The 26196-nt window shown below is 61.6% G+C and carries 24 protein-coding genes and 1 pseudogene; 18 read left to right on the top strand and 7 right to left on the bottom strand.

Annotation, left to right across the window (positions count from 1 at the left end; all coding sequences use genetic code 11):
• Window positions 1-20 precede the first annotated feature (20 nt).
• A complete protein-coding gene (dinB, locus tag H5J25_RS07550; protein ID WP_202095403.1) occupies window positions 21-1109 on the top strand; it encodes a DNA polymerase IV in 1089 nt (362 codons plus the stop codon).
• On the opposite strand, the gene H5J25_RS07545 is transcribed toward dinB, so the two are convergent.
• The 4 genes and pseudogenes from H5J25_RS07545 to H5J25_RS07530 all read right to left on the bottom strand — a co-directional run bounded on the left by H5J25_RS07545 (window position 1104) and on the right by H5J25_RS07530 (window position 5258).
• On the bottom strand, window positions 1104-2000 hold the full coding sequence (locus tag H5J25_RS07545; protein ID WP_202095402.1) for an ROK family protein: 897 nt from the start codon (window positions 1998-2000) through the stop codon (window positions 1104-1106). The genes dinB and H5J25_RS07545 overlap by 6 nt on opposite strands.
• Window positions 1997-3229, bottom strand: a complete 1233-nt coding sequence (locus H5J25_RS07540; RefSeq protein WP_202096125.1) for an NAD(P)/FAD-dependent oxidoreductase — start codon at window positions 3227-3229, stop codon at window positions 1997-1999. Before H5J25_RS07540 ends, H5J25_RS07545 begins: the two co-directional genes overlap by 4 nt.
• Before the next feature lie 27 nt (window positions 3230-3256).
• Window positions 3257-4096 (bottom strand): annotated as a pseudogene (gene fghA, locus H5J25_RS07535) (S-formylglutathione hydrolase); the annotation flags it as partial.
• A gap of 4 nt (window positions 4097-4100) precedes the next feature.
• Entirely contained in the window at window positions 4101-5258 is a 1158-nt protein-coding gene (locus H5J25_RS07530; RefSeq protein ID WP_202095401.1) for a nucleotidyltransferase domain-containing protein, read from the bottom strand.
• Window positions 5259-5344: 86 nt separating this feature from the next.
• Here H5J25_RS07530 and H5J25_RS07525 point away from each other — a divergent pair, with 86 nt between their 5' ends.
• The 6 genes from H5J25_RS07525 to H5J25_RS07500 all read left to right on the top strand — a co-directional run bounded on the left by H5J25_RS07525 (window position 5345) and on the right by H5J25_RS07500 (window position 13105).
• The gene (locus H5J25_RS07525) at window positions 5345-6640 is read left to right on the top strand and encodes a nucleotide sugar dehydrogenase (protein WP_225883423.1); all 1296 of its coding nucleotides are present in this window, start codon (window positions 5345-5347) and stop codon (window positions 6638-6640) included.
• A 107-nt stretch (window positions 6641-6747) separates the two neighbouring features.
• Window positions 6748-7479 carry a metallophosphoesterase family protein gene (locus tag H5J25_RS07520; protein WP_225883422.1) on the top strand — a complete coding sequence of 244 codons (732 nt, stop codon included), beginning with the start codon at window positions 6748-6750 and terminating at the stop codon, window positions 7477-7479.
• 119 nt (window positions 7480-7598) lie between these two features.
• The gene (locus tag H5J25_RS07515; protein ID WP_202095399.1) at window positions 7599-8264 is read left to right on the top strand and encodes a polysaccharide biosynthesis/export family protein; all 666 of its coding nucleotides are present in this window, start codon (window positions 7599-7601) and stop codon (window positions 8262-8264) included.
• Between the two features lie 38 nt (window positions 8265-8302).
• On the top strand, window positions 8303-10540 hold the full coding sequence (locus tag H5J25_RS07510; protein WP_202095398.1) for a GumC family protein: 2238 nt from the start codon (window positions 8303-8305) through the stop codon (window positions 10538-10540).
• On the top strand, window positions 10530-11750 hold the full coding sequence (locus H5J25_RS07505) for a tetratricopeptide repeat protein (RefSeq protein ID WP_202095397.1): 1221 nt from the start codon (window positions 10530-10532) through the stop codon (window positions 11748-11750). Before H5J25_RS07510 ends, H5J25_RS07505 begins: the two co-directional genes overlap by 11 nt.
• Window positions 11747-13105 carry an O-antigen ligase family protein gene (locus H5J25_RS07500; protein WP_225883421.1) on the top strand — a complete coding sequence of 453 codons (1359 nt, stop codon included), beginning with the start codon at window positions 11747-11749 and terminating at the stop codon, window positions 13103-13105. The genes H5J25_RS07505 and H5J25_RS07500 overlap by 4 nt, the downstream gene beginning before the upstream one ends.
• Here H5J25_RS07500 and H5J25_RS07495 read toward each other — a convergent pair.
• Window positions 13086-14228, bottom strand: coding sequence for a glycosyltransferase family 4 protein (locus tag H5J25_RS07495; RefSeq protein ID WP_202095396.1), 1143 nt, complete (start codon window positions 14226-14228; stop codon window positions 13086-13088). The two genes, H5J25_RS07500 and H5J25_RS07495, sit on opposite strands and share 20 nt — an antisense overlap.
• A gap of 122 nt (window positions 14229-14350) precedes the next feature.
• Here H5J25_RS07495 and H5J25_RS07490 point away from each other — a divergent pair, with 122 nt between their 5' ends.
• The 10 genes from H5J25_RS07490 to H5J25_RS07450 all read left to right on the top strand — a co-directional run bounded on the left by H5J25_RS07490 (window position 14351) and on the right by H5J25_RS07450 (window position 22956).
• A complete protein-coding gene (locus H5J25_RS07490; RefSeq protein ID WP_202095395.1) occupies window positions 14351-15205 on the top strand; it encodes an EpsG family protein in 855 nt (284 codons plus the stop codon).
• Window positions 15090-15398, top strand: a complete 309-nt coding sequence (locus H5J25_RS21595) for an EpsG family protein (protein ID WP_404829592.1) — start codon at window positions 15090-15092, stop codon at window positions 15396-15398. The genes H5J25_RS07490 and H5J25_RS21595 overlap by 116 nt, the downstream gene beginning before the upstream one ends.
• A 209-nt stretch (window positions 15399-15607) precedes the next feature.
• Entirely contained in the window at window positions 15608-16378 is a 771-nt protein-coding gene (locus tag H5J25_RS07485; RefSeq protein WP_202095394.1) for a cephalosporin hydroxylase family protein, read from the top strand.
• A gap of 26 nt (window positions 16379-16404) precedes the next feature.
• On the top strand, window positions 16405-17178 hold the full coding sequence (gene rfbF, locus H5J25_RS07480; protein ID WP_202095393.1) for a glucose-1-phosphate cytidylyltransferase: 774 nt from the start codon (window positions 16405-16407) through the stop codon (window positions 17176-17178).
• The gene (gene rfbG, locus H5J25_RS07475; RefSeq protein WP_225883420.1) at window positions 17172-18245 is read left to right on the top strand and encodes a CDP-glucose 4,6-dehydratase; all 1074 of its coding nucleotides are present in this window, start codon (window positions 17172-17174) and stop codon (window positions 18243-18245) included. Before rfbF ends, rfbG begins: the two co-directional genes overlap by 7 nt.
• Window positions 18242-19495 (top strand): class I SAM-dependent methyltransferase, encoded by a 1254-nt coding sequence (locus H5J25_RS07470; protein WP_202095391.1) that lies wholly within the window; start codon window positions 18242-18244, stop codon window positions 19493-19495. Before rfbG ends, H5J25_RS07470 begins: the two co-directional genes overlap by 4 nt.
• Complete coding sequence (locus tag H5J25_RS07465; protein WP_202095390.1) at window positions 19485-20018, top strand: dTDP-4-dehydrorhamnose 3,5-epimerase family protein; 534 nt, start codon at window positions 19485-19487, stop codon at window positions 20016-20018. The genes H5J25_RS07470 and H5J25_RS07465 overlap by 11 nt, the downstream gene beginning before the upstream one ends.
• A complete protein-coding gene (locus H5J25_RS07460; protein WP_404829591.1) occupies window positions 20015-20812 on the top strand; it encodes an NAD-dependent epimerase/dehydratase family protein in 798 nt (265 codons plus the stop codon). The genes H5J25_RS07465 and H5J25_RS07460 overlap by 4 nt, the downstream gene beginning before the upstream one ends.
• Window positions 20797-21303 carry an acyltransferase gene (locus H5J25_RS21590; RefSeq protein ID WP_404829590.1) on the top strand — a complete coding sequence of 169 codons (507 nt, stop codon included), beginning with the start codon at window positions 20797-20799 and terminating at the stop codon, window positions 21301-21303. The genes H5J25_RS07460 and H5J25_RS21590 overlap by 16 nt, the downstream gene beginning before the upstream one ends.
• Before the next feature lie 105 nt (window positions 21304-21408).
• Complete coding sequence (locus H5J25_RS07450; protein WP_202095388.1) at window positions 21409-22956, top strand: oligosaccharide flippase family protein; 1548 nt, start codon at window positions 21409-21411, stop codon at window positions 22954-22956.
• Here H5J25_RS07450 and H5J25_RS07445 read toward each other — a convergent pair.
• Window positions 22953-23888 (bottom strand): glycosyltransferase family 2 protein, encoded by a 936-nt coding sequence (locus H5J25_RS07445; protein ID WP_202095387.1) that lies wholly within the window; start codon window positions 23886-23888, stop codon window positions 22953-22955. The genes H5J25_RS07450 and H5J25_RS07445 overlap by 4 nt on opposite strands.
• Window positions 23889-23999: 111 nt before the next feature.
• On the opposite strand from H5J25_RS07445, the gene H5J25_RS07440 reads away from it, so the two are divergent.
• On the top strand, window positions 24000-25100 hold the full coding sequence (locus H5J25_RS07440) for a glycosyltransferase (RefSeq protein ID WP_202095386.1): 1101 nt from the start codon (window positions 24000-24002) through the stop codon (window positions 25098-25100).
• On the opposite strand, the gene H5J25_RS07435 is transcribed toward H5J25_RS07440, so the two are convergent.
• Window positions 25082-26194, bottom strand: coding sequence for a glycosyltransferase family 4 protein (locus H5J25_RS07435; protein WP_202095385.1), 1113 nt, complete (start codon window positions 26192-26194; stop codon window positions 25082-25084). The genes H5J25_RS07440 and H5J25_RS07435 overlap by 19 nt on opposite strands.
• Between the last annotated feature and the right edge of the window lie 2 nt (window positions 26195-26196).

Here is a 26196-nt window from a genome sequence, read left to right as displayed (position 1 = left end):
ACGCCTATGATGTTCCCGAAATGTCCCAGACCGAGTCTCCCCAGCGCAAGGTCATCCATGTCGACATGGACGCGTTCTACGCGAGCGTCGAACAGCGCGACAATCCCAGTCTCAGGGGCCGTCCGGTCGCGGTCGGCGGGTCGAAGGCGCGCGGCGTGGTCGCCGCCGCCAGTTATGAGGCGCGGACGTTCGGGGTGAAGTCCGCCATGCCGTCCGTTACCGCGTCACGGCGCTGCCCGGATCTGGTCTTCGTATCCCCGCGCTTCGACGTCTATCAGGCGGTCAGCCGGCAGATCCGGGCGATCTTCGCCGATTATACGGATCTCATCGAACCATTATCGCTGGACGAAGCCTATCTGGACGTCACCCAGGACATTCGCGAACTCGGGTCCGCGCGCGCGATCGCCGAGGAAATCCGCGCACGGATCAAGGCGGATACCGGGCTCACCGCATCGGCCGGCGTGTCCTACAACAAGTTCATCGCCAAACTGGCGTCCGATCAGAACAAGCCGGACGGGCTGTGCGTGATCCCGCCGCACAAAGGCGCGGCGTTCGTCGCGAGCCTGCCGGTCCGCCGGTTCCACGGCGTCGGACCGGTCACCGCGGCCAGGATGGAGCGGCTCGGCATCCTGACCGGGGCCGACCTGCGCGCGCAATCGATCGACATGTTGCGCGCCAACTTCCGCAGCAGCGCAGAATATCTGTTCAATGCCGCGCGGGGCGTGGACAACCGCCCCGTGCGCGTCAACCGCGCGAGCAAGTCTGTCGGCGCGGAACGCACGTTCGATCGCGACTATTCGGACCGTGAGGACCTCGTCGCGCAACTCGACCGGGTGGCGGATGCGGCGTGGGTCCGGATCGATCGCCATCGCGTGCGAGGACGGACGGTAACGCTGAAGATGCGCTATTCCGATTTCCACACCATCACGCGGGCGCGATCCTTTTCCGCGCCCGTGGCCGACAAGGCCGCCTTCCTTGCGGCCGGAATCGGCCTGCTGGAGACGCAATTGCCGGTGGACAGCGGCATCCGGCTGCTTGGCCTGACCCTGTCGGGTATTTCGGACGAGGACGAGATCGAAGCCGTCGATCAGCCCGCTTTGCCGCTATAGCCTATCCAGGCCCAGCGCCCGCCGTCCCAGCACGATCGCCCCCAACGGGCCTGCGCTGTTTCCCAAGGCCGCCGGAACGACATAGGCTTCCACCGGAGCGATATCGCCCGATGCGCCATATCCGCCCAGGCTCTCGACCAGCCGGGTGCGGATCATCGGGAGCAGGTGCGGCATCCCGGTCATCACCCCGCCCCCCATCACGACGCGGCGCGGGATGCCCGTCAGGACCAGGGTGTGCAGCAATTGCGCCAGCGTATGCGCGACATTCGCCCATGCGGAATGGTCCGTCGGCACGTCGGGTGCCGGTATCCCGGTACGCCGTTCGATCGCGGGCCCCGACGCCATTCCCTCCACGCAGTCGCCATGGAACGTGCAGATCCCAGGCCAGTCGTCGCCCGCCACCCGCGTGGTGCGGAGGTGGCCAAGTTCCGGATGCGTCATCCCGCTGGTCGGCTCCCCGCGCATGACGAGGCCAACGCCCACACCGGTGCCGACCGTGATATAGGCGTGGTCGGCCAAGCCCTGCGCCGCGCCCCACTTGCCCTCACCCAGCGCCGCGCCCGCCACGTCACTGTTGAACCCGGTCGGAACGCCCATGCGCGAGGACAGCCGCACCGCGACGTCGGTGTTCGTCCACCCCGCCTTGGGCGTAGCGGTGATGAAGCCATAGGTGCCTGAATCACCGTCGATCGACACCGGCCCGAAGCTGCCGATTCCAAGCGCATCGAACCCCTTCCAGCGATCCAGCACCTGCTCGATTGCCGACAAGGTTTGCTCCGGTGTCGTCGTCGGAATGCGCACCTCGTCGCGTATATCGTCCGGCCCGGTGGCGAGGATGCAGTTGCACTTCGTCCCACCCAGTTCGACTCCCGCGATCAGTGGCGCGCTCACACCAGCTCCTTCAGCACTTCGTTCGTATCCGCCAGGCGCGCCGGATCGGGTGAAGATCCCGCCAGCACCAGCGACCGCCCCTGCACGTAATCCCGCGTCGCATTGACGCAATCCAGCGCGATGACGTGACCGCCGCGCAGATAGACCAGCGAAAAACTGCGCTGTGCCGGATCGCCGCGCAGCACGGTCTGATCATAGCCGATCGACAGCCCGACCGTCTGCAACTTCAGGTCGTACTGGTTCGACCAGAACCAGGGGACGGCATGATAGGGCTGCGGTTCATCGGTATCGCCGGCGACGATCATCTTCGCCGCGCACGTCGCCTGATCGTTGGCATTCTGCACCGACTCCAGCCGGATCGGCGCACCATCGGCGAAATCGTTGGCGTGGAATGCGCAATCGCCGACCGCGAAGACGTCGGGCAGGCTCGTGCGGCAATGACGATCGACATTCACGCCGTTCCCGCCTTCCGCGCCCGCCGCGATCAACGCCGCGACCTCGGGCACGATGCCGATGCCGACGATCACCATATCCGCGGGCACGATCTCGTCGTCGATCAGGCGCACGCCGGTGACGCGTTCCCCCTCCCCTTCGATGGCCGCGACCATCACGCCAAGCCGCACATCGACACCGTGCGCCCGATGTTCCGCCTCATAGAAACGGGACAATGGCTCGCCCGCCACACGCGCCAGAACCCGATCCTGCGCCTCCAGCACGGTCACGTGCTTGCCGAGCTTCGTCAGCACCGCCGCCGCCTCGAGCCCGATATACCCGCCGCCGATCACCACGACCTGTCGTGTCGCGGCGAGTTCGCCCATCATCGCATCGACGTCGGCCCGCGTTCGGACGGAATGGACGCCGGAATAGTGATGCCCGTCGCACGTCAGCCGACGCGGACTGCCACCTCCCGCCCAGATCAGATGGCCGTATCCGATGGCGTCCGCGCCGATCGATACGGTATGTGCTTCCGCATCGACCGCTGTCACCCGTTGCCCAAGCAGCATGACGACATCGCGCTCGGTCCAGAACGCGGCAGGGCGGATCAACAACCGCTCGAACGGCTTCTCGCCGGCAAGATAATCTTTCGACAGCGGGGGGCGTTCGTATGGCAGGTCTGGCTCGTCGCCGATCACCGCGATGCTGCCGGTGAACTTGGCTTGGCGCAATGCGATCGCCGCCTGCGCGCCGGCATGGCCCGCCCCTACGATCACCACGTCGTATCGGTTCATCTGCCCCCCGCTCCCAAGCCGCTCCGCATGCCACTTGACGTGATCCGCCATGAACGTCGAGATGAAATAATAGCTGTGATCGTATCCCGGCTGCATCCGTAGCGTCAGGTCGATACCCGCCGTGTCGCATGCCGCTTTGAGTAATTCCGGTTTCAATTGTTCGCTCAGGAACTGGTCCGCATCACCCTGATCGACGAGCAAAGCCGCCACGCGGGCGCCGTCCTCGATCAGGGCGCATGCATCATATGCCCGCCATGCGTAGCGATCGGCGCCGAGATACCCCGTCAGCGCCTTCTCACCCCAGGCGCAATTCAGCGGTGATACGATCGGCGCGAAAGCCGAGATCGACCTGAACCGGTCTGGATTCCGCAAACCGATCGTCAGCGCGCCGTGGCCACCCATCGAATGGCCGGTGATCCCGTGCCGCGTCATATCCGCCACGGGGAACGCCGCAGCGATCACCTCCGGCAATTCCTGCTCGACATAGGATCGCATGCGAAAGTTCGTCGCCCACGGCGCTTCCGTCGCATCGACGTAAAAGCCGGCGCCCTTCCCGAAATCGTACGCATCGTCGTCCGGCACGTCGTCACCCCGCGGTGAGGTATCCGGCGCGACGAAGATCACGCCATTCTCGGCACAAGCGCGGCGATAATCGCCCTTGTCCGTGACGTTTGCATGCGTGCAGGTCAGGCCCGACAGATACCAGAGGACCGGCAATGTCGCGCCGTCCTCGTGCGGCGGCACGAAGACAGAGAAGATCATGTCGGTGCCGGTCGACCGCGACGAATGCCGGTACACGCCTTGCGTGCCGCCATAGGCCTGATGCGATTCGACCAGATCGAGCGATTTTTCGGATATCACGTCCATCTCCTCAGGATCGTTCGCGACGCAGGCGATCGCGCAGCAACATGAACGGGCGCAACGGTAAACGCAGCCAGCCCAATCCCGGCGGCAAACCGTTCGCGTCGAAGGTCCGGGGCGCCAGAACCAGCAGCTTGATCAGGTCGCGACGATATCGCCAGCTGCGCGCCATCGTGAACTGCACGGGCACCTTTTGCAAAATCGAACCGATCGGCGGAGCAGAAGCATGTTCGGCAGGCGCGACCAGCGCCTTCAGCGAAAGCCTTACTATTCCGTGTCCCGCACGCCGGTCCGCGATCGGGACCGTCCCGGCTATGCCGAACACATGGTCGACAAGGTCGATCGCGCTGATGAAGATCCCCTCTGCCCCGGTTTCCCGCGCCCGCGCGATCGCCTGTGGTGCGATCTCCGGATATGCGGGCAGCGTCACGATACGCGCGATATCCTCAAGCCATTTCAGCCGGAACCACAGGTGCTGCGCTCCGTGCGCGCAGAGATATAGAAACGTATCGGCCATCGACAGCGCGGGGACGGCGACGGCCCCCAGCATCACCGTCTCGCGCCGCGCCCATACCGCTTCGAACGACAGCGGAAGCAGCGCCTCGACGTCCAGCAGGCGGGTATGCATCTCCACCTCCACGCCGTGACCGAAAAACGTCCGGTGCTTGTTGTCCGCTTCCGTATCGCCCCTGCCCGTCTCGGTGCCGGTTTCGATAAAGCCTATCGAGCCGAGGATCGCCGCAGCATCGCCGATCGCGGCGGGATCGACCAGCAGGTCGAGGTCCTTGCTGTCCCGCGCACCGACATCGCCGTAGATCTGTTGCGCCAGTACCGGCCCCTTGACGCCCAAATGCCGGATGTTTGCGGCGGCGAGCCGCTGCGATATCGTCACCATCCGGTCGGTCCTGCCGAGAGCCGCGAAGCCGCGATCGCGCGCCCGTACCGTCAACCGTTCGGATAGCACCGGATCCCGATCGCGAAGCGCAATTCCCAGTACTGCGATAGCGCGCGTCGAGATGCGATGCCGGCGCACCATCGCGAAAATCGCGGCCGGGTCCGCCGGATCGAGCGCAGCCACCGGCTGGTCCGACGCGACCCTGCCACAGACCGCCGCGACGTACCGAAACGCGCGTTTGTCGCGTTCCTGATGATCGTCCGTGTCGCGCATGGGACCGTAATGTAGCGCCCTGCGCGCCCGCGCAAGCGTTCGCCCGCCGCTTGCCGTATGTCACTTTCCCGGTAAAGGGGCCGGAAATGGATAAGTTAAGGACGCCGGTAATGGCCGAAGGCAAGAATGTCGTAGTGGTCGGACTCGGATATGTCGGGTTGCCGCTCGCCGTCGCGCTCGCCAGGTCCGCCGCGACATGGGGCCTGGACGTCGATTCAGGGCGCATCGCGGAACTGCACGACGGTCATGACCGGACCGGCGAAATCGATCGCGACCGCCTCACCGCTTCGACGCTTCGCCTGACTACCGATCCCGCCGAATGCCCCGATGCCGATTTCTACATCGTCACCGTCCCGACTCCGGTCGATGCGGACAACAAGCCCGATCTGTCGATCGTCATGGCCGCAACACGAACCGTCGGGGGCATGTTGAAAGCGGGCCGGAAATCGATCGTCGTTTATGAAAGCACCGTCTATCCCGGCGTCACCGAAGACATGTGCGGTCCCGAACTCGAGCGGATAAGCGGGCTAGTTTGCGGGGAGGATTTCTTCCTCGGCTACTCGCCCGAACGGATCAATCCCGGCGACCGCGAACATACCGTCGATCGCATCACGAAGGTCGTATCCGGACAGACGCCGGAGGTGCTGGACCAGGTGGCCCAACTGTACGGCCAGGTGACGACCGGCGGCGTATTCCGCGCCGCCTCGATCAAGGCGGCGGAAGCGGCGAAAGTGATCGAAAACGCGCAGCGCGACATCAACATCGCGTTCGTGAACGAGATCACGCAGATCTTCGCGCGGATGGACCTGTCGGTCTACGACGTCCTCGCCGCCGCCGGCACGAAATGGAACTTCCTGAAGTTCGAACCTGGCCTCGTCGGCGGGCACTGTATCGGCGTGGACCCCTATTACCTCGCGCACCGCGCCACGGAACTGGGCTGCGATCCGCGCATCATCCTCGCCGGTCGTGACACCAATGACGGCATGGCGAACTGGGTGGCGGAGCAGGTCCACGCCTGGAACGGCGCACGCGCCGGCCGCGTTCTGGTGCTCGGCCTCGCCTTCAAGCAGGACGTGCCCGATTTGCGGAACTCCAAGGTCGCCGAATTGGTCGCCGCCTTTGCAGGGCTGGGCCACACGGTCGACGTCCACGACCCGCTCGTCTCTGCGCCCGAAGCGCAGCACGAATATGGCATCGACCTTCTCGACACGCCCGAAGGCCCGTACGATCTCGTCATCTTGGCCGTACCGCATCAGGAACTGCTGGCCGGCTTCGGACGCTTCACCGCGATGGTCGCACCGGAAGGCGGCATCGTCGATCTGAAGAACGCGCTGGCGGCTTCCGGAAACGTACCGGGCGACATACGGGTATGGACGCTGTAAGCGCCGCACCTACATCATGGCGAGGCGAGCAAACCCGCCGCCAGTATGTGTGCGTTGTGGTCGAGGTCCGTTTGTTCAAGAATCTGTTTCGTAAAATCTCGGCGAATATGGCGGCACCGGACTATGCGGGGCCGGAGGGACAGCGTGTCTATGCAGTCGGCGACATTCACGGCCGGCTCGACCTGGTCGATGATTTATTGGGCCAGATCGAGGACGATATCATCGCTCGCCCGCTCCCGACGATCGGCCTGTGTTTCCTGGGCGACCTGATCGATCGCGGCCCGGATTCGGCCGGCGTCATCGAACGCCTTCTCTCGCTTGGATCTTTTCCCGCCAAGACCTTGTTCCTGATGGGTAATCATGAGGAAGTGCTGCTCCGTGTCCTAAATGCCGAGCCGCACCTCGCTTATGACTGGCTGGGCTTTGGCGGCGATGCCTGCGCCGAGAGCTACGGCGTATCAGCCAGCGCGCTACAGGCGATGAACGAGGATCGCGTCGCCGAAGCATTGCGCGCCGCCATGCCGCCGGCTCATATCCGCTTTCTCCAGGATATGGGCGATACGTTCGGCTTCGGCGACTATCTGTTCGTTCACGCCGGTATTCGGCCGGGCGTCAAGATCGAGGAACAGCAGCCGCAGGATCTACGCTGGATCAGACAGCCATTCCTGTCCGACGGGCACGACCACGGGTGCATGGTCGTTCACGGTCACACGATCAGCGAAGGGGTCGAGCGGCGGGCGAACCGGATCGGTATCGACACCGGCGCATATCGTACTGGAATACTTACCGCGGCGGTGATCGAAGGCACCGATCTCCGCTTTATGACGACCGCCCGATAGGCGCACGGGTTGCGACACGAGACCGTTGATTGTAAGAGTTAGACCCGCATCGGGTAGGATGCGACGTGATTGCAGGGCTATTTGGTATGACGTGGCGCAGATTGATTGTCCCGATCACTGTGGTTGGTCTGGCTTTGCAGCTGGCCGCCTGTGCCGGCAGCCGTGGCGGGGCAATTCCGTATAATGTAAGTAATTTCGGAACGCCGGATGCGCCGAAAGTTGCTGCCGCGGACGATCTGTACAAGCTTGCTCCATTGGATACGATCACCGTCAGTGTATTTCAGGTCGCCGACATCAGCCGCGATTACGCCGTCGATCAAAGCGGACGCATCACCATGCCGCTCGTCGGCCGGCTGGACGCGGTCGGGCTGAGCACCGGACAGCTTGCGGGAGTCATCGAACGCAAGCTTGGCGAGAAATATCTGCGTAACCCGAACGTCACGGTCACGCTGAAGGAATCGGCAAGCCGCGTCGTCACGGTGGACGGATCGGTGCGTCAACCGGGCATCTTCCCTGCCGTCGGCTCCCTCACCCTGATCCAGGCGGTGGCGTTGGCGCGCGGTACGGACGACCTGGCCAATCCTAAGCGCGTGGCGATATTCCGGACGATCGACGGCAAGCGCATGGCCGCGGCCTTCGACCTGACCCGCATCCGGCGCGGGATCGAGGAGGATCCGCAAATCTATCCGGGCGACACCGTCGTCGTGGACGGATCGGCGATCAAGAAGGCGCAGCGCGACGTGTTGCAGGCCCTGCCGCTGACGACGCTGTTCCTCGCCTTCTGACCTTCGAATTCTGATTTAGACTCTAGGACTTCCTTTACATGGCAAGCATCGGGCCGACGGCCCCGACGAATCTGACGGTCGGCCGCGAACAATCGCGCGATCTGGCCCTTCCGAGCGCAGGCGCCGGTTACGGCAGCTACGGCTCGGCCAAGGGCGGCCGCGAATTGTCGCTGGCGCTGATCTGGCGGGTGCTCGTCGAATGGCGCTGGTTGATCCTCGCCGCGATCGGCGTGGGCGTCGCGGGCGCCGTGCTGGTCACGTTGCTGACGCCGCTGAAATACCGGTCGACCGCGACGATCGAACTTACGCCGCCAGAAGTGGAAGTTATCTCCGGCGAAGGAAGCAAAGGCGGCCGTCAGACGTCGGCGATGCGCGACACGAACTTCATCGGCACGCAATTGGGCCTGCTCAACAGCCGCGCGCTGGCCGAGCGCGTGGCACAGGATCTCAATCTCGCCAGCGATCCGACAATCGCCGGAAAGAGTGGCGACCGCACGGCTAATACCAAAGTAGCCGCGAACGCCGTGCAGAACGGTACGAAGGTCAAACTGCGCCCGCAAAGCCAGTTGGTGGACATCAACTTCGTCGCACGGGATCCGCAGCTTGCGGCTCGCGTCGTCAACGGCATCACCGATGCCTATGTCTCGACCAATCTGGAGCGGCGGTACGCCTCGTCGTCCTATGCACGCGATTTCCTCCAGCGCCAGATCGTCAACACCCGCCGCGATCTTGAAAAGTCGGAACGCGAACTGACGGCCTATGCCCAAAAGCAGGGCCTGATCACCACCGGCAGCACTGAGACCGGCGGCGATACAAACTCGCTGACGGGCAGCACGCTCGTCGCGCTCAACGGCGCGCTTGCCACGACGCAAGCGAAGCGGATCGCGGCCGAACAGCGGTATCGCGAAGCAGTGCTTGGCGGCGCGACGACGGAAGGCAGCGAAAACGCGGCACCGCTGCGTGGGCAAATCGCCGCCTTGGACGCGGAATATCAGCAGAAGCTGCAGACCTTCCGCCCCGATTATCCTGACATGGTTGCGCTGCGTGCGCGCATTGATGCGCTGAAATCCTCGGTGATCAGCGAAACGCGCACCGCCAAAAGCGATCGCGTAGGGACGCTGCGTCAGGAATATCAGGCGGCGCAAGGCGAGGAAAATCGCCTGCGCGCGCAGGTGGCAGGGCTCAGCTCGTCCGTGCTCGACCAGCGCGGCCGTCGCATCCAGTATACGATCCTGCAACGCGACGTGGACACGAACCGCTCGCTCTACGACGCGCTGCTGCAGCGCTACAAGGAAATCGGTGTCGCCAGCGGCATCGGCACCGCCGTGGCATCCGTGGTCGATCGCGGTCAGGTTCCGGGCGGGGCCTTCTCGCCGAACCTGTATCTCAACCTGATCATCGGCGCTGCCTTGGGCCTCGTCGCAGGTATTCTCGCCGCGATCGCGCTGGAATTCATTAACGATACGATCAAGACGCCGGACGACGTGCGCGACAAGATGCAATTGCCCTTCCTCGGCGGCATCCCGAACGCAAAACAGGCCAAGCCGATCGAGGAACTGAAAGATACGCTGTCCCCGGTGACAGAGGCATATCTCTCGACCGCGACTGCGTTGCAGTTCGTCGCGGAAGGCGGCGCGCCGAAGACCTTGTTGATGACCAGCACGCGACCCGCCGAGGGCAAGTCGACCTCCGCCTGGGCGCTGGCGCAAAGCTTCACACGTTTGGGCAAAACGGTGTTGCTGATCGACGCCGACATGCGTCGCCCTGCATTCGTCACCGGGAAGGATGAGGTCGGTCTGTCGCACATCCTGACCAACGCCAGTTCGCTCAGCGAGCATGTGTTGCGGACCGAGGTCGAGGGTTTGTGGATCATGCCCGCCGGCACCGTGCCTCCAAGCCCGCCGGAACTTATCGCCTCCGCGCGTTTCGCGTCGCTGTTGGCGGACGCGGCCGCGACGTTCGATCATGTTGTGATCGACGGCCCGCCGATCCTTGGCCTTGCCGACTCGCCGTTGCTGTCGACGATGGTGCAGGCAACGCTGATGGTCGTCGGATCTGGGCGCACGCGCACCCGCGCAGTGGTCGAGGCGCAAAACCGCCTGCGCACTGCCGGTGCGCACGTCATAGGCGCGATCCTTACCCGCTATCAGGCGCAGGCGTCGTACGGCTACGGTTACGGCTATGGCTACGGCCAAAAGAACACCGAGTATCGTTACGTTGCGGACAGCAACGACAAGAAGCGCCGGATCATGTTGAACACGTCGCATGAGGAGTAACGTGCCGTCGCGCGCGCGTGGGTTGGTGACCGCGCTGATCATTGCAGTCATCGGTATCGCGATTACCTGGGCATGCGTTCGATCGGCGATGGTGCGCTTGCTTCCGCCCGCGACCCCGGCTTTGGCGACCCTGGCCCCGCAGGATCCCAATATCGTATTGACCCGGGCAACGGTGGCTTTGGTCAGGCAGCGCGGAATCCTGCCGCCCGAAACGCTCGCCGCTGTCCGCCGCGCTGCACAGGATGCTCCGCTGGATGCGCGTGCATTCGTCATCCTCGGCCACCAGCAATTGCTCGACGAGCAGCCGCAACGTGCGGTCAAAACGCTGGAGGCCGGACAACGGCTCGATCCGCGCGAGTCCCTCGTTCATCTCTTGCTGCTCGATCGGTATCTTCGCACCGGTCGATACGCCGATGCTGCAGCACAATTCTCGGTCGCATCGCGATTGGTCGGCCCCGCGCAGGGTGCCATCGCCACGGCGTTGGCCCAGATGAGTCTCGATCCTGAAACAAGCGTCGCGGTCCGCCGCACGCTACAGACTGATCCCGCATTGGAGCGGGCCGTGCTGACCACGCTTGCCAAGTCCCCGACGGCGCCCGCCACCATCTTCGCCCTTGCCAGTGCTGCTGCGCGCCGCGACGCCGGCAATGAGGGTAATTGGGGCCCTACACTCGTCAACCGTCTTATCGAAGAGCAGCGTTTCGCGACCGCGCGATCGGTGTGGCAGACGATCTATCGCGTCCCCGCCGCACAGGCCGCCGCGCCGATCTTCGATGCCGGGTTTAAGGAAGTTCCGGCTTCGGCACCGTTCAACTGGACGCTTATTGCGGGAAGTTTGGGTGCCGCGGACATGCGCGATGGCGCGCTGTCGATCAATTATTACGGTCGCGAGAATGGCGATCTGGCGAGCCAGTTGCTCGTGCTCGCGCCCGGTGCGTATCGTCTCGCCTTCACCGTAGAGGGTAGCAAGACCGGTACCGGTCCGTCACTCGCATGGACACTGAAGTGCGTGACCGGCGGCAAGGCGGAACTGCTCAACGTCGCCGCCACCGCGACCGGCACGCCCAATCGCATTGCCGCCGCGTTCACCGTTCCATCCGGCTGTCCTGCGCAGCAATTGACCCTGACCGGAAGCGGCGGAGAGTTTCCCGCACCGATCACGCTGACGCTGCGCGATCTCGATCTGCGCGCCGCAGGAGCCACGCGATGAACCGCATGACCGTGCGCCACGGGCTCGTTCCCGCCTATCTTCTGCTCTGCCTCGTGCTGGGTGGAGCGAGTGCGGCGGGGCTAGTCGCCAATCTTGTCTTGCAAATCATCGCACTGCCGCTGATCGGCTGGGCAGTCTGGCAGTTGCTCCAGACGGGTCCGGCACCACAATTGCGCAGTGCCGTGATCCTGCTCGGCCTGCTCGTCGGGGCCGCGTTGCTGCAACTCATACCGCTTCCGCCGGCCCTGTGGACGCTCTTGCCCGGCCGCGGCCCGGTTGCCGAAGGGTATGCGCTTATCGGCGTTCCCCTGCCCTGGCTGCCGCTGTCGCTCGCGCCGCACAACAGCGTCTACAGCCTGTTATGGCTGTTGCCGGCCTTTGCCGTATTCCTCTGCATCATCGCACTCGGTGCCTTTCGGGCTCGCTGGGTCGCAACCGTGATCGTCGCGGTGACGCTGCTCGCGGTCACCGTCGGCGCGTTGCAGGTGATCGGTGGAGAAAGCGCGTACTTCTATGAAGTGACGAATTTTGGCGTGGCGGTTGGCTTCTTTGCCAACAGCAATCACAATGCCACCTTGCTGCTGGTGTGCATTCCATTCCTGGCCGCGCTCCAGGCGACGTTGCTCCGGCGCAGCGGGTCGGCGCGCAATGCTTCCGCAGCCCGGTTTCTTGTCGGTGCGCTTTATGCGGTGACCTTCGTCGGATTGCTGATCAACTCGTCGCTCGCGGGCATCGGTCTTTCCGTTCCGGTCGCGCTCGGGACCTGGCTGACGTTCGGGCGGCAAAAACCGGCCTTGCGCCGCACTCTGTTGATCGGAACGATCGTCGCATCGGCGGCGGCCATACTGCTGATCGCGGTGGGTCCGTTCGGCAACAATCTGTTCGGTCACCAGACCGCCAATGTCGAGCAATCCCGCCAGACATCGTTCGCATTGACCTTCAAAGCTGCGCTCGAATACTTCCCGATCGGATCTGGTCTCGGCTCGTTCCAATCTATTTATCATACCCAGGAACCGCTCGGGTCTGTGACCGGCACGTTCATGAACCACGCGCATAGTGACTGGCTCGAACTGCTGCTCGAGACCGGGCTGCCCGGATTGGCTCTCATTGCTGCATTCCTGTACTGGGGAATGCGTCGCGCGCGTGCCATCTGGGCCGCGGAAGACCGGGATCCGTTCGCTCAGGCTGCGGTAATCGCCGTAACGGCGATGTTGTTGCACAGTTTCGTAGACTATCCGCTACGCACGGCGGCACTATCCGCCGTGTTCGCGGCCTGCGTCGCATTGATCGCAGGCGCCCGCCCCTATGCTCGTCCTCGCTCGGCCAAATCGACCGCTAGACATCTGAATCTGTGATTGAAATGCCTGCCCGGGCGATCGCATCGAGATAGCGCGCCTCGACCACGGATACGTCGAATTCCCGCTCCGCGATCGCCCGCCCCCGCGCGCCCATCTCCTCCCGTTCGGCATGCGTCAGCGAAACCATCGACAACATAGCCTCCGCCAGCGATTCCGCATCCCGCACGCGGCACAGGATCGCATTCTCCCCTGCGCGCGCAATCTCTGTGCAACCGGGCACGTCCGTCGCGATCAACGGCCGGGCCATTGCCGCCGCTTCCAGCAACGACCGCGGCATCCCCTCGCGGTACGACGGCAGCACCACCGCTGTCGCTCGGGCCAGATGCGGCCGTACGTCCGACGCGGCCCCAAGATAGCGCACGACGCCTTCCGCTTCCCAGCGCTCGACTTCGGACCGGCTGATCGCAGTGCGATTCTCGACGTCCAGAAACCCAAGCAGATGGAACTCCACATCCGGGTGCGTTGTCCGGACGATCCTTGCCGCCTCTACGAATTCGATCACACCCTTGTCGCGCAACAAACGTGCGACCATCAGGAACACCAACGGCTGATGCTCGGGATTGGCGCTGACCGCAGCGGGTTTGAATTGCGCAAGGTCGATCCCGGAACCGGGCAGCAGCTTCGTGATTGCAGCCGGCACCAGACGCTGGCCGACGAACAGATCGCGGTCCTCGCGGTTCTGGAAAAACACCGTCGTCGATCGCGACAGAGCGGTCCGATACAATCGCCGCACGATCCGCGTCAAAAGGTTGACCTTGATGAATGCGGTTCCGAGCCCGGATATGTTGTTGATCACCGGAATGCCAAGCACATGGGCCGCCAGCGACCCGTATACGTTCGGCTTGATCGTCCAGCCGAGAAACGCGACCGGTTGCAAGCGCCGGAGTATCCGCCAGTATTGAAGCGCTAGCGTGAGATCGCCCACGGGAGACACACCCTTCGGATCCACGTCGATCGGAACGTGCCGCACGCCAAGTGCGGCGAGCGCCGTGACATGTGCATCGTTCGGAGAGATCGCAACGATGTCGAACCCCTCGCTAAGGAGGCGGGCGATCAAATTGCTTCGAAAATTGACGAGGTTCCAACTCGAGTTGATCGACAGAACGATTGTCTTGCGCATACGGCTCCATCGGCGACCACCACCGCCCCGCGCTTTATGCGCTGGACCCCGCCGTGACGAGGGCTATATCGTCGCCTGCCTATCCGGCTTGTCGGGCCGGCCGATCTCGACAGGAGCTGTGTTTGTTACCTTACTGGCTGCTGTTCGCGCTATGGGCCGTAGGTGCGGTTCAGGCTGAAAGGCGATCCAACCAGACGCTGCAACCGATATTTTTTATTGCAGCATGCGTTCTCACCACCTTGATGATCGGTCTACGCCTCGAAGTCGGCGGCGACTGGGGTGCCTATCAGCGCATGTACGAGGATATCTATTTCCTCGCGCTTCCGGAAGCATTGGGCACGACGGACCCGGGCTATGCGATGGTCAACTGGCTCGGCGTGCAATTCGGCCTCGGAATCGGTTTCGTTAATACCGTTTGCGCTACCATTTTCATGGTCGGGGTGGGTCGATTGGCTTGGAAACAGCCTAATCCGTCACTCGCGATGCTTATTGCCGTACCGTATTTGGTCATTGTCGTGGCGATGGGTTATACGAGACAAGCTGCCGCTATCGGGCTGATCTGTCTTGCCGTGGCCGATGCATCGGAAACCAAAATCCTGAGATTGGTGTTCTTGTCTGCGTTCGCAGCTCTTTTCCATAAAACCGCGATTTTGATCCTTCCGCTGCTGCTTGTACCGGTACTCCGCCGCAATATCGTATACGGCGCGATAGGCGCGCTCGCGTTCATCGCCGTGTTCGTAATCCTGCTGCGGGATGCTTCCGACGAACTGATCACCAATTACGTCAACAGCACCTACGATTCCCAAAGGGGCGGCGATAAGAGTGGCCATGACCATTGTCCCCGGCATACTCTTCCTGATTTTGCGCGAGAAATTCGTAGTCCCCGATTTCCAAAAGAGTTTTTGGACCGTATCGGCGTTTGCGTCAGTCCTTCTGGTCGCCGCGTTGGCAGCATCGGCTGCATCTTCGGGCGTTGATCGAATGTCACTATACTTCATCCCGTTACAGTTTTTCGTTTACTGTCGGCTGCCTTACATTTTCGGGCAGGATGACAAAGCGTTGCCTTCCGTTTTGCTCGGAGTGATCGCTTATTGCGTTCTCATCCAATTCGTGTGGCTGAACTACGCCGACAACGCGAACTACTGGATGCCATATCAGCTTAACGTCTGATCGTCGGGTCGATCATGATGTGATCGACCGCAAAACCGGGTTCCCATCGGTTAATCACGCGTCGCTTGGATTCCGCCGTAAGTACGGTCGGGCACTTCGCCGCGCTCTGGACCGATAGGCTTATGAGCGGGTTGAGTTTCCTGCTCTCCCCCTGCTAAGCGGCCCCGGCGCATGCCGATCCGGCCGCGCTTGATCGAGCAAGGGCGAAAATGAAGACGATCATTGATGAGAAGGCCGCAACCGTTACCGTGACGGACGACACGGGACGGGATGAGACCTTCCCGATGGCCAGTGCAGAAGGCTTCAAGGCTGCGTCAGACGCGTGGTTGCGGGTCGGCTGGGACGCCAAGCATGTCTATTCATTTACCTGGATGGGTCGCCCGATCATCCAGTTGCCGGAGGATATGGTCCGTCTTCAAGAAGTCATCTGGACGTTGAAGCCCGACGTGGTAATCGAGACCGGCGTCGCTCACGGCGGGTCTCTTATTTATTACGCTTCGCTTTTCGAGGCGATGGGACATGGCCGAGTCATCGGCATCGATATCGAAATCCGCGCGCACAACCGTACCGCGATCGAGGCGCATCCGATGTTCAAGCGCATCGACCTCGTCGAAGGATCGTCGACGGCACCCGAGATCGTCGAGCAGGTTAGGGGCCTGATGGACGGACAGGAACGTGCGCTCGTCATCCTCGATTCCAATCACACTTACGCACACGTGCTGGATGAACTGCGCGCCTATGCCGACATGGTTCCGGTCGGCAGTTACATCGTCTCTACCGACGGTATCATGCAGCAAGTTGTCGGCGCGCCGCGCAGTCAGGACGATTGGGGCACCAACAACCCGCAGCAAGCCGCTCGCGATTTTGTCGCAGAAGATAGCCGGTTCGCGATCGAGGAGCCCGAGTGGCTGTTCAATGAAAGCACCGTGACCGAACGCGTTACGTACTGGCCGTCATGCTTCGTCAAGCGCGTTCGCTGACGCCAGGCTGAATCGGGAGACGGCGCGTGAAAGTGGTGCTTCTTGCAGGCGGGCTCGGCTCGCGGCTTTCCGAGGAGACTCATCTTCGGCCGAAGCCAATGGTGGAGATCGGCGGCAATCCCATCCTGTGGCACATCATGATGATGTATGCTCGGCACGGGTTCGACGACTTCATCGTCTGCCTCGGCTACAAGGGATATTTCATCAAGGAATATTTCGCCAACTTCGTGCTGCATCGCTCCGATCTGACGGTCGACCTTGCAGATGGGTCGATCACCTACGCGCGTGGCGACGACGTGCCGAAGTGGAAGGTGACACTGGTCGATACCGGCGCCGAAACGATGACTGGCGGCCGGTTGAAGCGCATCCGTCACCTGTTGCCGGAAGATGAGCCTTTCTGCATGACGTATGGCGACGGTGTGTCCGATGTCGATATCGGCAAGCTGGTCGGCTTTCATAAGGCGCATGAGCTCGACGCGACGGTCACCGCCGTCCGGCCCCCGGGCCGTTACGGGGCAACCGTGATCGAAAACGACCGCGTGCTGCGTTTTGAGGAAAAGCCGGCCGGTGACGGCGGACGCATTAATGGCGGTTTTTTCGTGCTCGAACCGAGAGTCCTGGACCGCGTAACGAACGATGCGATGCCGTTCGAAGCCGAGCCGCTGACCGGACTGGCAGCGGACGGGCAACTCGCCGCCTTCCTCCACGACGGCTTCTGGCAGCCGATGGATACGTTGCGCGACCGCAGCCAGCTTGAGGAGTTGTGGGCTGGCGGCAGCCCGCCCTGGAAGACATGGTGACATCCGACGGATCGATCGATCCCACGTTCTGGCAAGGCCGCCGAATATTGTTGACCGGCCATACCGGGTTCAAGGGCGCCTGGGCCGCCTTGTGGCTCAAGCGGCTCGGCGCCGACGTTCACGGCTATGCGCTTGGACCGGAAACAGATCCTGCCTTGTGGCCGCTTCTCGGAAGGAACCTGGTATCCAGCGAGACGATCGCCGACATCACGGATCGCGATAGCGTCGCGCGAGCGGTTCAGACTGCGCGTCCCGAGATCGTCCTGCATCTCGCGGCACAGGCGCTTGTGCGCCGCAGCTACGCCGATCCGCTGGGTACGATCGCCAGCAACACGATGGGCACGGCCTCCCTGCTTGATGCGCTGCGCGAATGCCGGGAATTGAAGGCGGTCGTCGTCGTCACGACGGATAAGGTTTATGCCAATAATGACAGCGGCCGTGATTTCGTCGAAGACGATCCTCTTGGCGGTCACGATCCCTATTCCGCATCCAAGGCCGCGGCAGAACTGGTGACGCGAAGCTATGCCGCCTCCTATTTCGACAAAGCGGGCGTCGCGGTCGGGACGGCGCGGGCCGGCAACGTGATCGGCGGTGGCGACTGGTCAGCGGACCGGCTGATCCCCGATATCTGGCGTGCAATGAAGGCGGAGCGCCCGCTGGAACTTCGCTATCCCGACGCGACGCGGCCGTGGCAGCACGTTCTCGAGCCGATCCGCGGCTATCTGCTTTACGCGCAGGCGTTGGCCGAAAACGCGAACGCACCGCGTGCGCTGAACTTCGGGCCAGTTCCGGGTAATCCAATGACGGTCGCGGCCGTTGCCGATACGATCACCGCAGAGATGCAGTTGCAGCGCGCTTGGCAACGATCCAGCGGAGACCATCCGCCCGAAATGAAATTGCTGTCGCTCGATCCGGGCTTGGCGATGCGCACGCTGGGCTGGCAGCCTCGGCTGGATGACGTCGCAGGGGTTGCGTGGACTGCACATTGGTATTCGGATTTCGCCGCCGGGGGCGACGCCCGTGCGCTTTGTGATGCGCAGATTGATCAGTACGAGGCTTTAGCATGACGACCGATACACTCCCGGCTTGCCAAGGCTGCGGCGCTCCACTTTCGCGGACGCTCGTCGATTTGGGCATGCAGCCGCTGGCCAACAGCTATATCCCGATCGATCGCGGTGATGCGCCGGAACCAATCTATCCGCTCCACGCCCGCGTGTGCGACGTCTGCCTGCTGGTTCAGGTCGATGACGTGGTGCCGGCGGAGGACATCTTCGATAAGGACTATGCCTATTTCTCTTCCTTCTCGGAAAGCTGGCTGGCCCATTGCAAACGCTACGCTGAGGATATGGCCGCAAGGTTCGAGTTGGACGCGGATTCACGCGTCGTGGAGATCGCGAGCAACGACGGATACATGCTGCAATACTTCGTAGCGATGGGCGTGCCGGTGATGGGCATCGAGCCTGCTGCGAACGTTGCGGCAACTGCCGTCGCAAAGGGAGTGCCGACGGAAGTCGCATTTTTCGGAGAAGCCACCGCGCGCCGCATGGTAGCGGAAGGTTGGGCAGCGGACTTGCTGGCCGCCAAGAACGTGTTGGCGCATGTCCCCGATATCAACGATTTTGTCGCCGGCGTGCGCGAGATCGTGAAGCCCGAGGGTGTCTTTACCGTCGAATTCCCGCATCTCCTGAACCTCATCGAACAGGTTCAGTTCGACACGATCTATCACGAGCATTTCACCTATCTGTCGCTACTGGCGGTGAAGACCATTGCCGAACGGCAGGGCTTGCGTATCTTCGACGTGACGAAGCAGCCGACGCATGGTGGTTCGTTGCGCGTATTCATGGCCCGTCCGGATAGTTCCCACGCGATCACGCCCAATGTGCAATCGGTGCTGGACGAAGAGATCGCGGCCGGACTGGATCGGCCAGCCGGTTACGAGGGATTCGACGAACGCGTCCGCGCCGTGCGGTCGGGCCTGTTGGAATTCCTCGCATCGGCGAAGGAAGCCGGCAAGCGCGTGGTAGCGTATGGCGCCGCAGCAAAAGGCAATACTTTGCTGAACTATTGCGGCGTGACCGCCGCCGACATCGATTTCGCCGTGGATCGGAACCCGGCGAAGCAGAATACCCTGCTGCCGGGAAGTCACATCCCCGTCCGGACCGTCGACACTTTGATCGCGGCGCAGCCCGATCACGTGCTGATCCTGCCTTGGAATATCAAGAACGAGGTGATGCGCCAGTTGCTCGAAGTTGCGGGCTGGGGCGGCGATTTTGTAATCGCTGTGCCAAATATCCAGGTTGCGACCGGTGCGGTTTGAGCCCACCCGAATTCCAGGCGTCGTCCTGATCCGGCTGGACGTGAAGACTGACGCGCGCGGAGCATTCGCGCGCACGTTTTGCGCTGATGAAATGGCGGCGGCCGGACTTCCCTTCACCGTGGTTCAGGCAAACCTCTCTCGGAACACCGCGCAACACACATTGCGCGGGCTGCACTATCAGCGTGAACCTCATGGCGAGCCGAAAATCGTCTCATGCCCTCGCGGCAGCATCTGGGACGTGGCCGTAGATATGCGACCGGATTCGCCCGCCTACCGCCAATGGCTGGCGTTCGAGCTATCCCCCATGAGCGACACTGTTCTTCACCTGCCGACCGGTGTTGCGCATGGCTTCATGACGTTGGAGCCGGACAGCGAGGTTCATTACCTGATGGGTGCCGCGTACGTTCCCGGTGCCGCAACCGGTGTGCGCTGGGACGAACCCGCACTGGGCATCGACTGGCCGGCGATACCATCCGTCGTTTCAGATGCCGACCGGCATTATGCTCTTCTGGGGGCCGCGTGAGCGCCGTTCCGACCGTCGTGATCGGGGCGGCGGGCTTCGTTGGAAGCGCGCTTGTCCGTAGATTGCGGGACGACGGACGGAACGTTATGGAGGTAAATCGTGGCGATCCCCTGCCGCGGGTTGCTGGCGATGTATATCAATGCGCTGGGCTAACGGCCGACTTTCGAACCCGACCGTACGATACCGTCGTTGCACATGTTAGCTTGGTCAACGAATTGCTGTCACGATGCGATTTCAGCTCGCTTACTTATCTGTCTTCGACGCGCGTCTATCAAAAAGTTTCTTCCGGGCGTGAGGACGCAAGCTTATCGGTCGATCCAAACGATCCCTCGGATTTATACAATCTGTCGAAATTGACCGGTGAAGCGGCCTGCCTGACGGATTCGCGAGAAACCGTGAGAGTCGCGCGATTATCGAACGTTTTCGGGCCGAACGCGGGCAGCGACAACTTTCTAGACTCCGTATTGCTTGAGGCACAGCGCGACGGGCGTGCAATCATTCGCTCCGGCGCAGCAACCGCGAAGGATTATGTAGCATTGTCCGACGTCATCGGCGCACTCGTCCGATTTCCCTCGCACGCGAAAAGTCGTCTTATAAACGTTGCTAGCGGAGTAAATACGACCAACGCCCAAATCGCCACACTAATTGAAGGTGCCCTCGGAACTCCCGTCACGTTTGCAAGCGATGATCCTGGTACGCGTTTCCCGAATATCGAAATTGCCCGGATGACTAGCGAGCTTGGAATCGTGCCCCGCCCTTTTCAGACGGCTTTCACGGAATGGATCAATTCATGAGTGACTCTCTTTCGATTCATGAATCCGCCTGGGTTAGCGAGGATGCGAGGATATTCCCTTCGGTGAGAGGGACCCGGATCGTTATCGGAGCGAACAGCAATATCTTCGAATTTGTCGTAATCCGCTGCGTCGGAGGTTCCGGCGATATCGTTATCGGGGACCGAGTGAATATTAACCCGCATTGCGTGCTGTATAGCGGGAACGGCATCACGATAGGCGATGACACATTGATAGCAGCAGGTGTCAGCATCGTCCCCGCCAACCACGCAATCACCGATCGCACGCGCCCCATCCGCGAACAGGGTTTCGCGCCAAGCAAGGGCGGCGTCACGATCGGTCGCGATGTCTGGATAGGGTGCAACGTGACCATACTCGACGGAGTAACTATCGGAGATGGCGCGGTTATCGCTGCCGGCGCTGTTGTCACTCACTGCATCGACCCACATGAGATATGGGCAGGCGTTCCCGCGCGAAGCATTGCCGTTCGCTAAATATCTCCCAACAGGCCCAGCGAGTTTATTGATGATCCTAAATCTCGGAAGCCCTGCTTTGCGTCGACCCCACGATTGCCATGTTTGAAAGTTAAACCAGCTCGAATGACACAACGCCCATCGAAGATTTGGCGCGACGTATTGGTGACCTACGGCGCCCAGGCCTGGATTGCGGTCATGGCTATCGCGTTCGTCCCGATTTACATCCAATATCTCGGGATTGAAGCTTACGGCTTGATCGGACTATTCGCAACATTGCAAGGCATCCTGATCGTTCTGGACCTCGGAATGACGCCAACGGTAATGCGCGAAATCGCGCGGTTCACCGGGGGCGAACGACACGTTACAGATGTGCGCGATCTGCTGCGCAGCATAGAGATCGCATCAGTCTCCATCGCCATCTTCACCATGTTAGCCATTTGGGCGTCATCTGATTGGCTTGCGCACTCCTGGTTCCGATCGCAATCCATACCCGCGAGCGAGGTTGCCAGGGTGCTGATCATCATGGGGTTCGTTTCTGCGTTACGTTTCGTGGAAGGTATTTTTCGCGGTGCCATCCTCGGATTGCAGCAACAGGTCCTGTACAATGTCATAGCTGCAACGATGGCCACACTGCGTGCGATCGGAGCGATCGCAGTGCTTGCTGGGCTGTCGAGAACTCTGCACGCTTTCTTCATTTGGCAGGGCATCATATCGCTCGTGTCCTTAACGGCCCTGGGTATCGCCACATATCGTGCGCTGCCGCGAGGTGAACGCGGAGGAAGGTTTTCGATCGCGGTGTTGAGGGACATCCGGCGCTTTGCCGCTGGCATGATCGGGATTTCGGTGCTCGCGATGTTGCTGACGCAAATCGACAAAATTCTCCTGTCACGATTGCTCGGCCTTACCGAGTTCGCACACTATATGCTCGCGACAGTGATCGCCATCGCGCTGGAAACGATCGTTGCCCCAGTATTCCAGGCTGTTTCGCCTAGGTTATCGCGACTACACGCGGCGGGCGACGAGGCAGGCTTTATCGACCTCTATCACGGCGCAGCCCAATTGGTTTCCGTCACGGCTGGAACGGCCGCGTTCGTGTTAATCGGTTTTTCGGAAATCGTGCTGCTCGCGTGGACCGGCGACGCGGCCCTTTCGAAAGAGGTCGCGCCGCTATTGAAGCTGCTGGCCCTTGGATATCTATGCAATATATTGATGTGGATGCCTTATCAGGCACAACTTGCTTTCCGCTGGACGGGTCTGACCCTGCGCATGAACATGGTTGCCGTCGTCGTCATTGTCCCATCCTTGCTGTGGGCCGTTCCTCGCTATGGCGCTATCAGCGCGGCGTTCGCATGGGTGACTTTCAATTTCAGCTATGTCGTAATCGGCATCTATTTGATGCATCGACGTATTTTGAAAAGTGAGAAATGGCGCTGGTATCTCGGCGATGTCGCGGCGCCGCTAGCAAGTGCTGCCCTAGTTCTATTAGTTTCGGGCTGGCTTTTCTCTTCATTGGCTACCAATCGGCTGGGCCAGATCGCATTTCTCGTTGTTTCGGGAATACTCGCCCTTATCGGCGCGGCGGTCGCCGCCCCCACTCTGCGAAGCCACGGCTACCAGATGGTACTTCAGCGGCGCACTCGGAGAGCTGGCGTCGAAGTGCCTCGCATTTAGGTCCGCACTATCCGCTGACGTATCCTGCGCAATGTCCAAAGCATTTTCGTAAGAAACGACCCCCGTCGAACCGGGAGATAATACCGCAACGTCAATTGCAAAAGTCGCCGCAGTCGCTTGGCGTCTGGGCGATCGCCAAGCAACGCGGCAAATGCGATATCATATTCCCGCGCGAACGCCGTCCAGTCCTCTGCTGCGTCAGCCCGGCCCGTCAGTCGCTCCATATAAGGATTTCGCTCGACGCGATCGGCGAATGTCCGCCGCATGTAGAGGATATCCGGAAAGGTAGCGAAGGGGCCACGAAAAGCCAGGTGGGACAAAAGGATACGGTCGGTGCCGACCACGTCGGTGAACCTGCAGTTGCCCAGCATAGACCGACGTATCACGCTGTTAGCGGCGATGTTGTTCAGGTTTCGTCCGATGGATCGGAGATAGCGTTCGGCATCGTCCCTACCCCCGCCGTCGAGCGCGCCGTCCTCGATCCGCTCGACTAACCGGTCTTCCGTATCTATCCAGGCATGCGCCGACTGCGAGACGCTGACTTCCGATCGCGACTCGAGCAATGCTATGTGACGTTCAAGCATACTCCGCTCGATCAGATCGTGCGCGCCCATCCACAATAAATACTTGCTATTAGTATGATCGGCAACGAAATTGAAGTTTCGACTTGATCCGATGTTGATTGGCTGCCGGTGGTAGTGAAAGCGACTGTCGCGCTTACAAAAATCCCGTGCTATATCTCCAGTACCGTCGGTCGATGCATTGTCGCTGATCAGGACTGCGAAATCCGAATAACTTTGACTCGCCAATGATTGCAAAGTCCGCTCAAGAAAACCTGCCTCATTATAACAGGGCACGCCGATGATTAGCAGCGGATGAGTTAGCAAAATCGCTCCTTGAGATTCACCGCTCTGCGCCTGAAGCATCATCATTGTTCCTTCATGCCTTACGTCCGCGGCCTGTCCGGGTTTCCGTATCAGATGGAACAGAAATTGCCCATGTGCTCTTTACAGTGTCGGTTTTGACTGACAACCGGTCCCGACATGACAATCTCGCGCCGCCCTTCTGCCAAGCCCCTGCTGTTCATCAGCCCCTCGCTTGGAGACGTTTCGGGTGGTCGCGCCATGCTGACCCATCTCCACAAAGGTGTTTTGGGCGATTTGCTCGGGGAGGATGTCACCTATCTCCCCCTTGATGGACGTGATGTTCGCGGTTTCCGTCGGCTCACTGGATACATCGATGGCGTATCGCCGGCGGGTATCGCACATGCTCTCGAAGCGATTGACAGACACAAGACGAAAACGGTTTGGCTGGACGGTTCGAATCTTGGACGGTTGGCGCAAGTGTTGCGACAGCGGCGGCCGAATCTGCGTATCATAACCTTCTGTCACAACGTGGAAGCCCGCTTCTTCCTCGGCGCGCTTCGCCGATCGCCCGGCGCGCGAGCGGCCGGGGTACTTATGGCGAACTATGTCGCAGAGCGCCTTTCCATGCGTCACAGCAGCGAGATCATTACGCTTAGCAGTCGCGACAGTGCCGGGTTGAAACGGCTATACGGCCGCAGCGCGGACCACATCCTGCCGATGGCGCTGACCGACCAACTGGACGTGCCCCCCGCCCCGATACAGAATAGAGATATCGCTCCGTTACTTTTCGTCGGGGGCTCATTCTACGCGAACCGGGCGGGCATCGAATGGTTCGCCCGTGAAGTTGCACCGCGAATCAATACCCCCACGCAGGTTGTTGGCCAAGGGATGGACGACATGCGCGACACACTTGAGCGCGTGAAGAATGTGCAAGTTTTGGGTGCGGTGGATCGCCTCGCTCCGCTGTATAACGAGGCCCGGCTCGTCATTGCCCCGATCTTCGATGGATCTGGCATGAAAACCAAAGTCGCCGAAGCGCTGATGTTCGGCAAGCATGTCGCAGGAACGGCGGAGGCTTTTTCGGGATATGCCGCCGATGTCGTCGCGTCGAACAGTCTCTGCAACACGGCCGACAATTTCGTGGCGGCAGTGAAGGCCCCTGCCCCACCAGCCTACGATCCTGCAATGCGGGCGCTTTACGAGCGAGATCACTCGCCCGAGGCTACGCGCCGGCGGCTCGCTTTAATCCTCGGGATCGATCAGACGAGTTCGGCGTAAATCGCGGCGACCTGCCTCGCCAACACGTCGAAACCGAAATCACGCACGCGCGCATCGCCGAACCGGCGCTGACGCTCGCGCTCGCCGGCGTCGCGCCACACATGCGCGATCGCCGTCGCCGCCGCCTGCGCATCGTCAACCGGGAAGTACACTCCTGTGCCCTGCGTCAACTCACGGAAAACGGGCGTGTCGGCCAATACCATGGGCTTGCCCGCCGCCATCGCCTCCAGGATCGGAATGCCGAATCCTTCGTATCGCGACGGAAACGCCAGCAGGTCACACCCGGCATAAAGCGCACGCACGGTCGTATCGTCCGCACCGTGGATCATCGTGACGAAATCGCCCAGACCCAAGTCAGCGATCCGGTCTTCGATTGCGTGCTGCTGCCCGCCATCATTACCGACAATCACCAACGGCCGTGGCGTGTCTGCGTCTCGCAAAACACCGATTGCGTCCACAAGCAAACCGAGGTTCTTGCGCGCTTCTAGATGGCCGATAGCCAGCACATACCGATCCGGTACCCCGTACCGCGTCCGCACCTCGTCGACGGCAGCCGAACCCGGTGAAACAAAGCCGTCCGGGTCGACGCCATTATAGACGGTGGACACCATAGCAGATGGGTGAAACGCGAGGATTTCGTCTTTCACCGCGTTCGAAACGGCAATGATGCGGTCGGCCCGCCCGAACGCGCGGTGCATGATAGACCGAGCGATGCGGCTTCGTAAAAAAGGCTCATCGGGGGACAACGGCCTCAGATCGTGGATTGTTAGGATCGTCGGACATTCCGCTGCCTCGACGAGCGGCAGGTGAAACGCCTCGAACACGTCAAGCCGGTCGGCCCGCAATTGCTGCCGCCAATAGCCAAATCCGGCGCGAACCCGTGCCAGGCGTCCGACGCTCGGCAACGGCGTGCGTCGGACGCTGACGTTGGCCGCCCCGCAAAACCAGTCTGCGATGCTTTGATCGGCAGGCTCGTATATAACGAACTCAATATCCGGACGCTGCCGGATCAGCGTTCCGTAGATAGCCCGAAAACGCTGGTTGGCGCCCGACGGCCGGGTGTTGAAACACGTGGCATTCAGGCCGACTCGCATGA

Origin of the sequence: Sphingomonas aliaeris (assembly GCF_016743815.1) — a bacterium.
Taxonomy (GTDB): domain Bacteria; phylum Pseudomonadota; class Alphaproteobacteria; order Sphingomonadales; family Sphingomonadaceae; genus Sphingomonas; species Sphingomonas aliaeris.
Note: the sequence above shows the minus strand (reverse complement) of the source record. Positions and strands in the feature narration are given on the sequence as shown.

What these genes read in the sequence shown, in the direction of transcription:
- dinB (WP_202095403.1), top strand. Translation starts at nt 21, where the DNA reads ATGTCCCAGACCGAGTCTCCCCAGCGCAAGGTCATCCATGTCGACATG.
- H5J25_RS07540 (WP_202096125.1), bottom strand. Translation starts at nt 3,229, where the DNA reads ATGAACCGATACGACGTGGTGATCGTAGGGGCGGGCCATGCCGGCGCG.
- H5J25_RS07530 (WP_202095401.1), bottom strand. Translation starts at nt 5,258, where the DNA reads ATGCGCGACACGGACGATCATCAGGAACGCGACAAACGCGCGTTTCGG.
- H5J25_RS07525 (WP_225883423.1), top strand. Translation starts at nt 5,345, where the DNA reads ATGGATAAGTTAAGGACGCCGGTAATGGCCGAAGGCAAGAATGTCGTA.
- H5J25_RS07520 (WP_225883422.1), top strand. Translation starts at nt 6,748, where the DNA reads ATGGCGGCACCGGACTATGCGGGGCCGGAGGGACAGCGTGTCTATGCA.
- H5J25_RS07510 (WP_202095398.1), top strand. Translation starts at nt 8,303, where the DNA reads ATGGCAAGCATCGGGCCGACGGCCCCGACGAATCTGACGGTCGGCCGC.
- H5J25_RS07505 (WP_202095397.1), top strand. Translation starts at nt 10,530, where the DNA reads ATGAGGAGTAACGTGCCGTCGCGCGCGCGTGGGTTGGTGACCGCGCTG.
- H5J25_RS07500 (WP_225883421.1), top strand. Translation starts at nt 11,747, where the DNA reads ATGAACCGCATGACCGTGCGCCACGGGCTCGTTCCCGCCTATCTTCTG.
- H5J25_RS07495 (WP_202095396.1), bottom strand. Translation starts at nt 14,228, where the DNA reads ATGCGCAAGACAATCGTTCTGTCGATCAACTCGAGTTGGAACCTCGTC.
- H5J25_RS07485 (WP_202095394.1), top strand. Translation starts at nt 15,608, where the DNA reads ATGAAGACGATCATTGATGAGAAGGCCGCAACCGTTACCGTGACGGAC.
- rfbG (WP_225883420.1), top strand. Translation starts at nt 17,172, where the DNA reads ATGGTGACATCCGACGGATCGATCGATCCCACGTTCTGGCAAGGCCGC.
- H5J25_RS07470 (WP_202095391.1), top strand. Translation starts at nt 18,242, where the DNA reads ATGACGACCGATACACTCCCGGCTTGCCAAGGCTGCGGCGCTCCACTT.
- H5J25_RS21590 (WP_404829590.1), top strand. Translation starts at nt 20,797, where the DNA reads ATGGATCAATTCATGAGTGACTCTCTTTCGATTCATGAATCCGCCTGG.
- H5J25_RS07450 (WP_202095388.1), top strand. Translation starts at nt 21,409, where the DNA reads ATGACACAACGCCCATCGAAGATTTGGCGCGACGTATTGGTGACCTAC.
- H5J25_RS07445 (WP_202095387.1), bottom strand. Translation starts at nt 23,888, where the DNA reads ATGATGATGCTTCAGGCGCAGAGCGGTGAATCTCAAGGAGCGATTTTG.
- H5J25_RS07440 (WP_202095386.1), top strand. Translation starts at nt 24,000, where the DNA reads ATGACAATCTCGCGCCGCCCTTCTGCCAAGCCCCTGCTGTTCATCAGC.
- H5J25_RS07435 (WP_202095385.1), bottom strand. Translation starts at nt 26,194, where the DNA reads ATGCGAGTCGGCCTGAATGCCACGTGTTTCAACACCCGGCCGTCGGGC.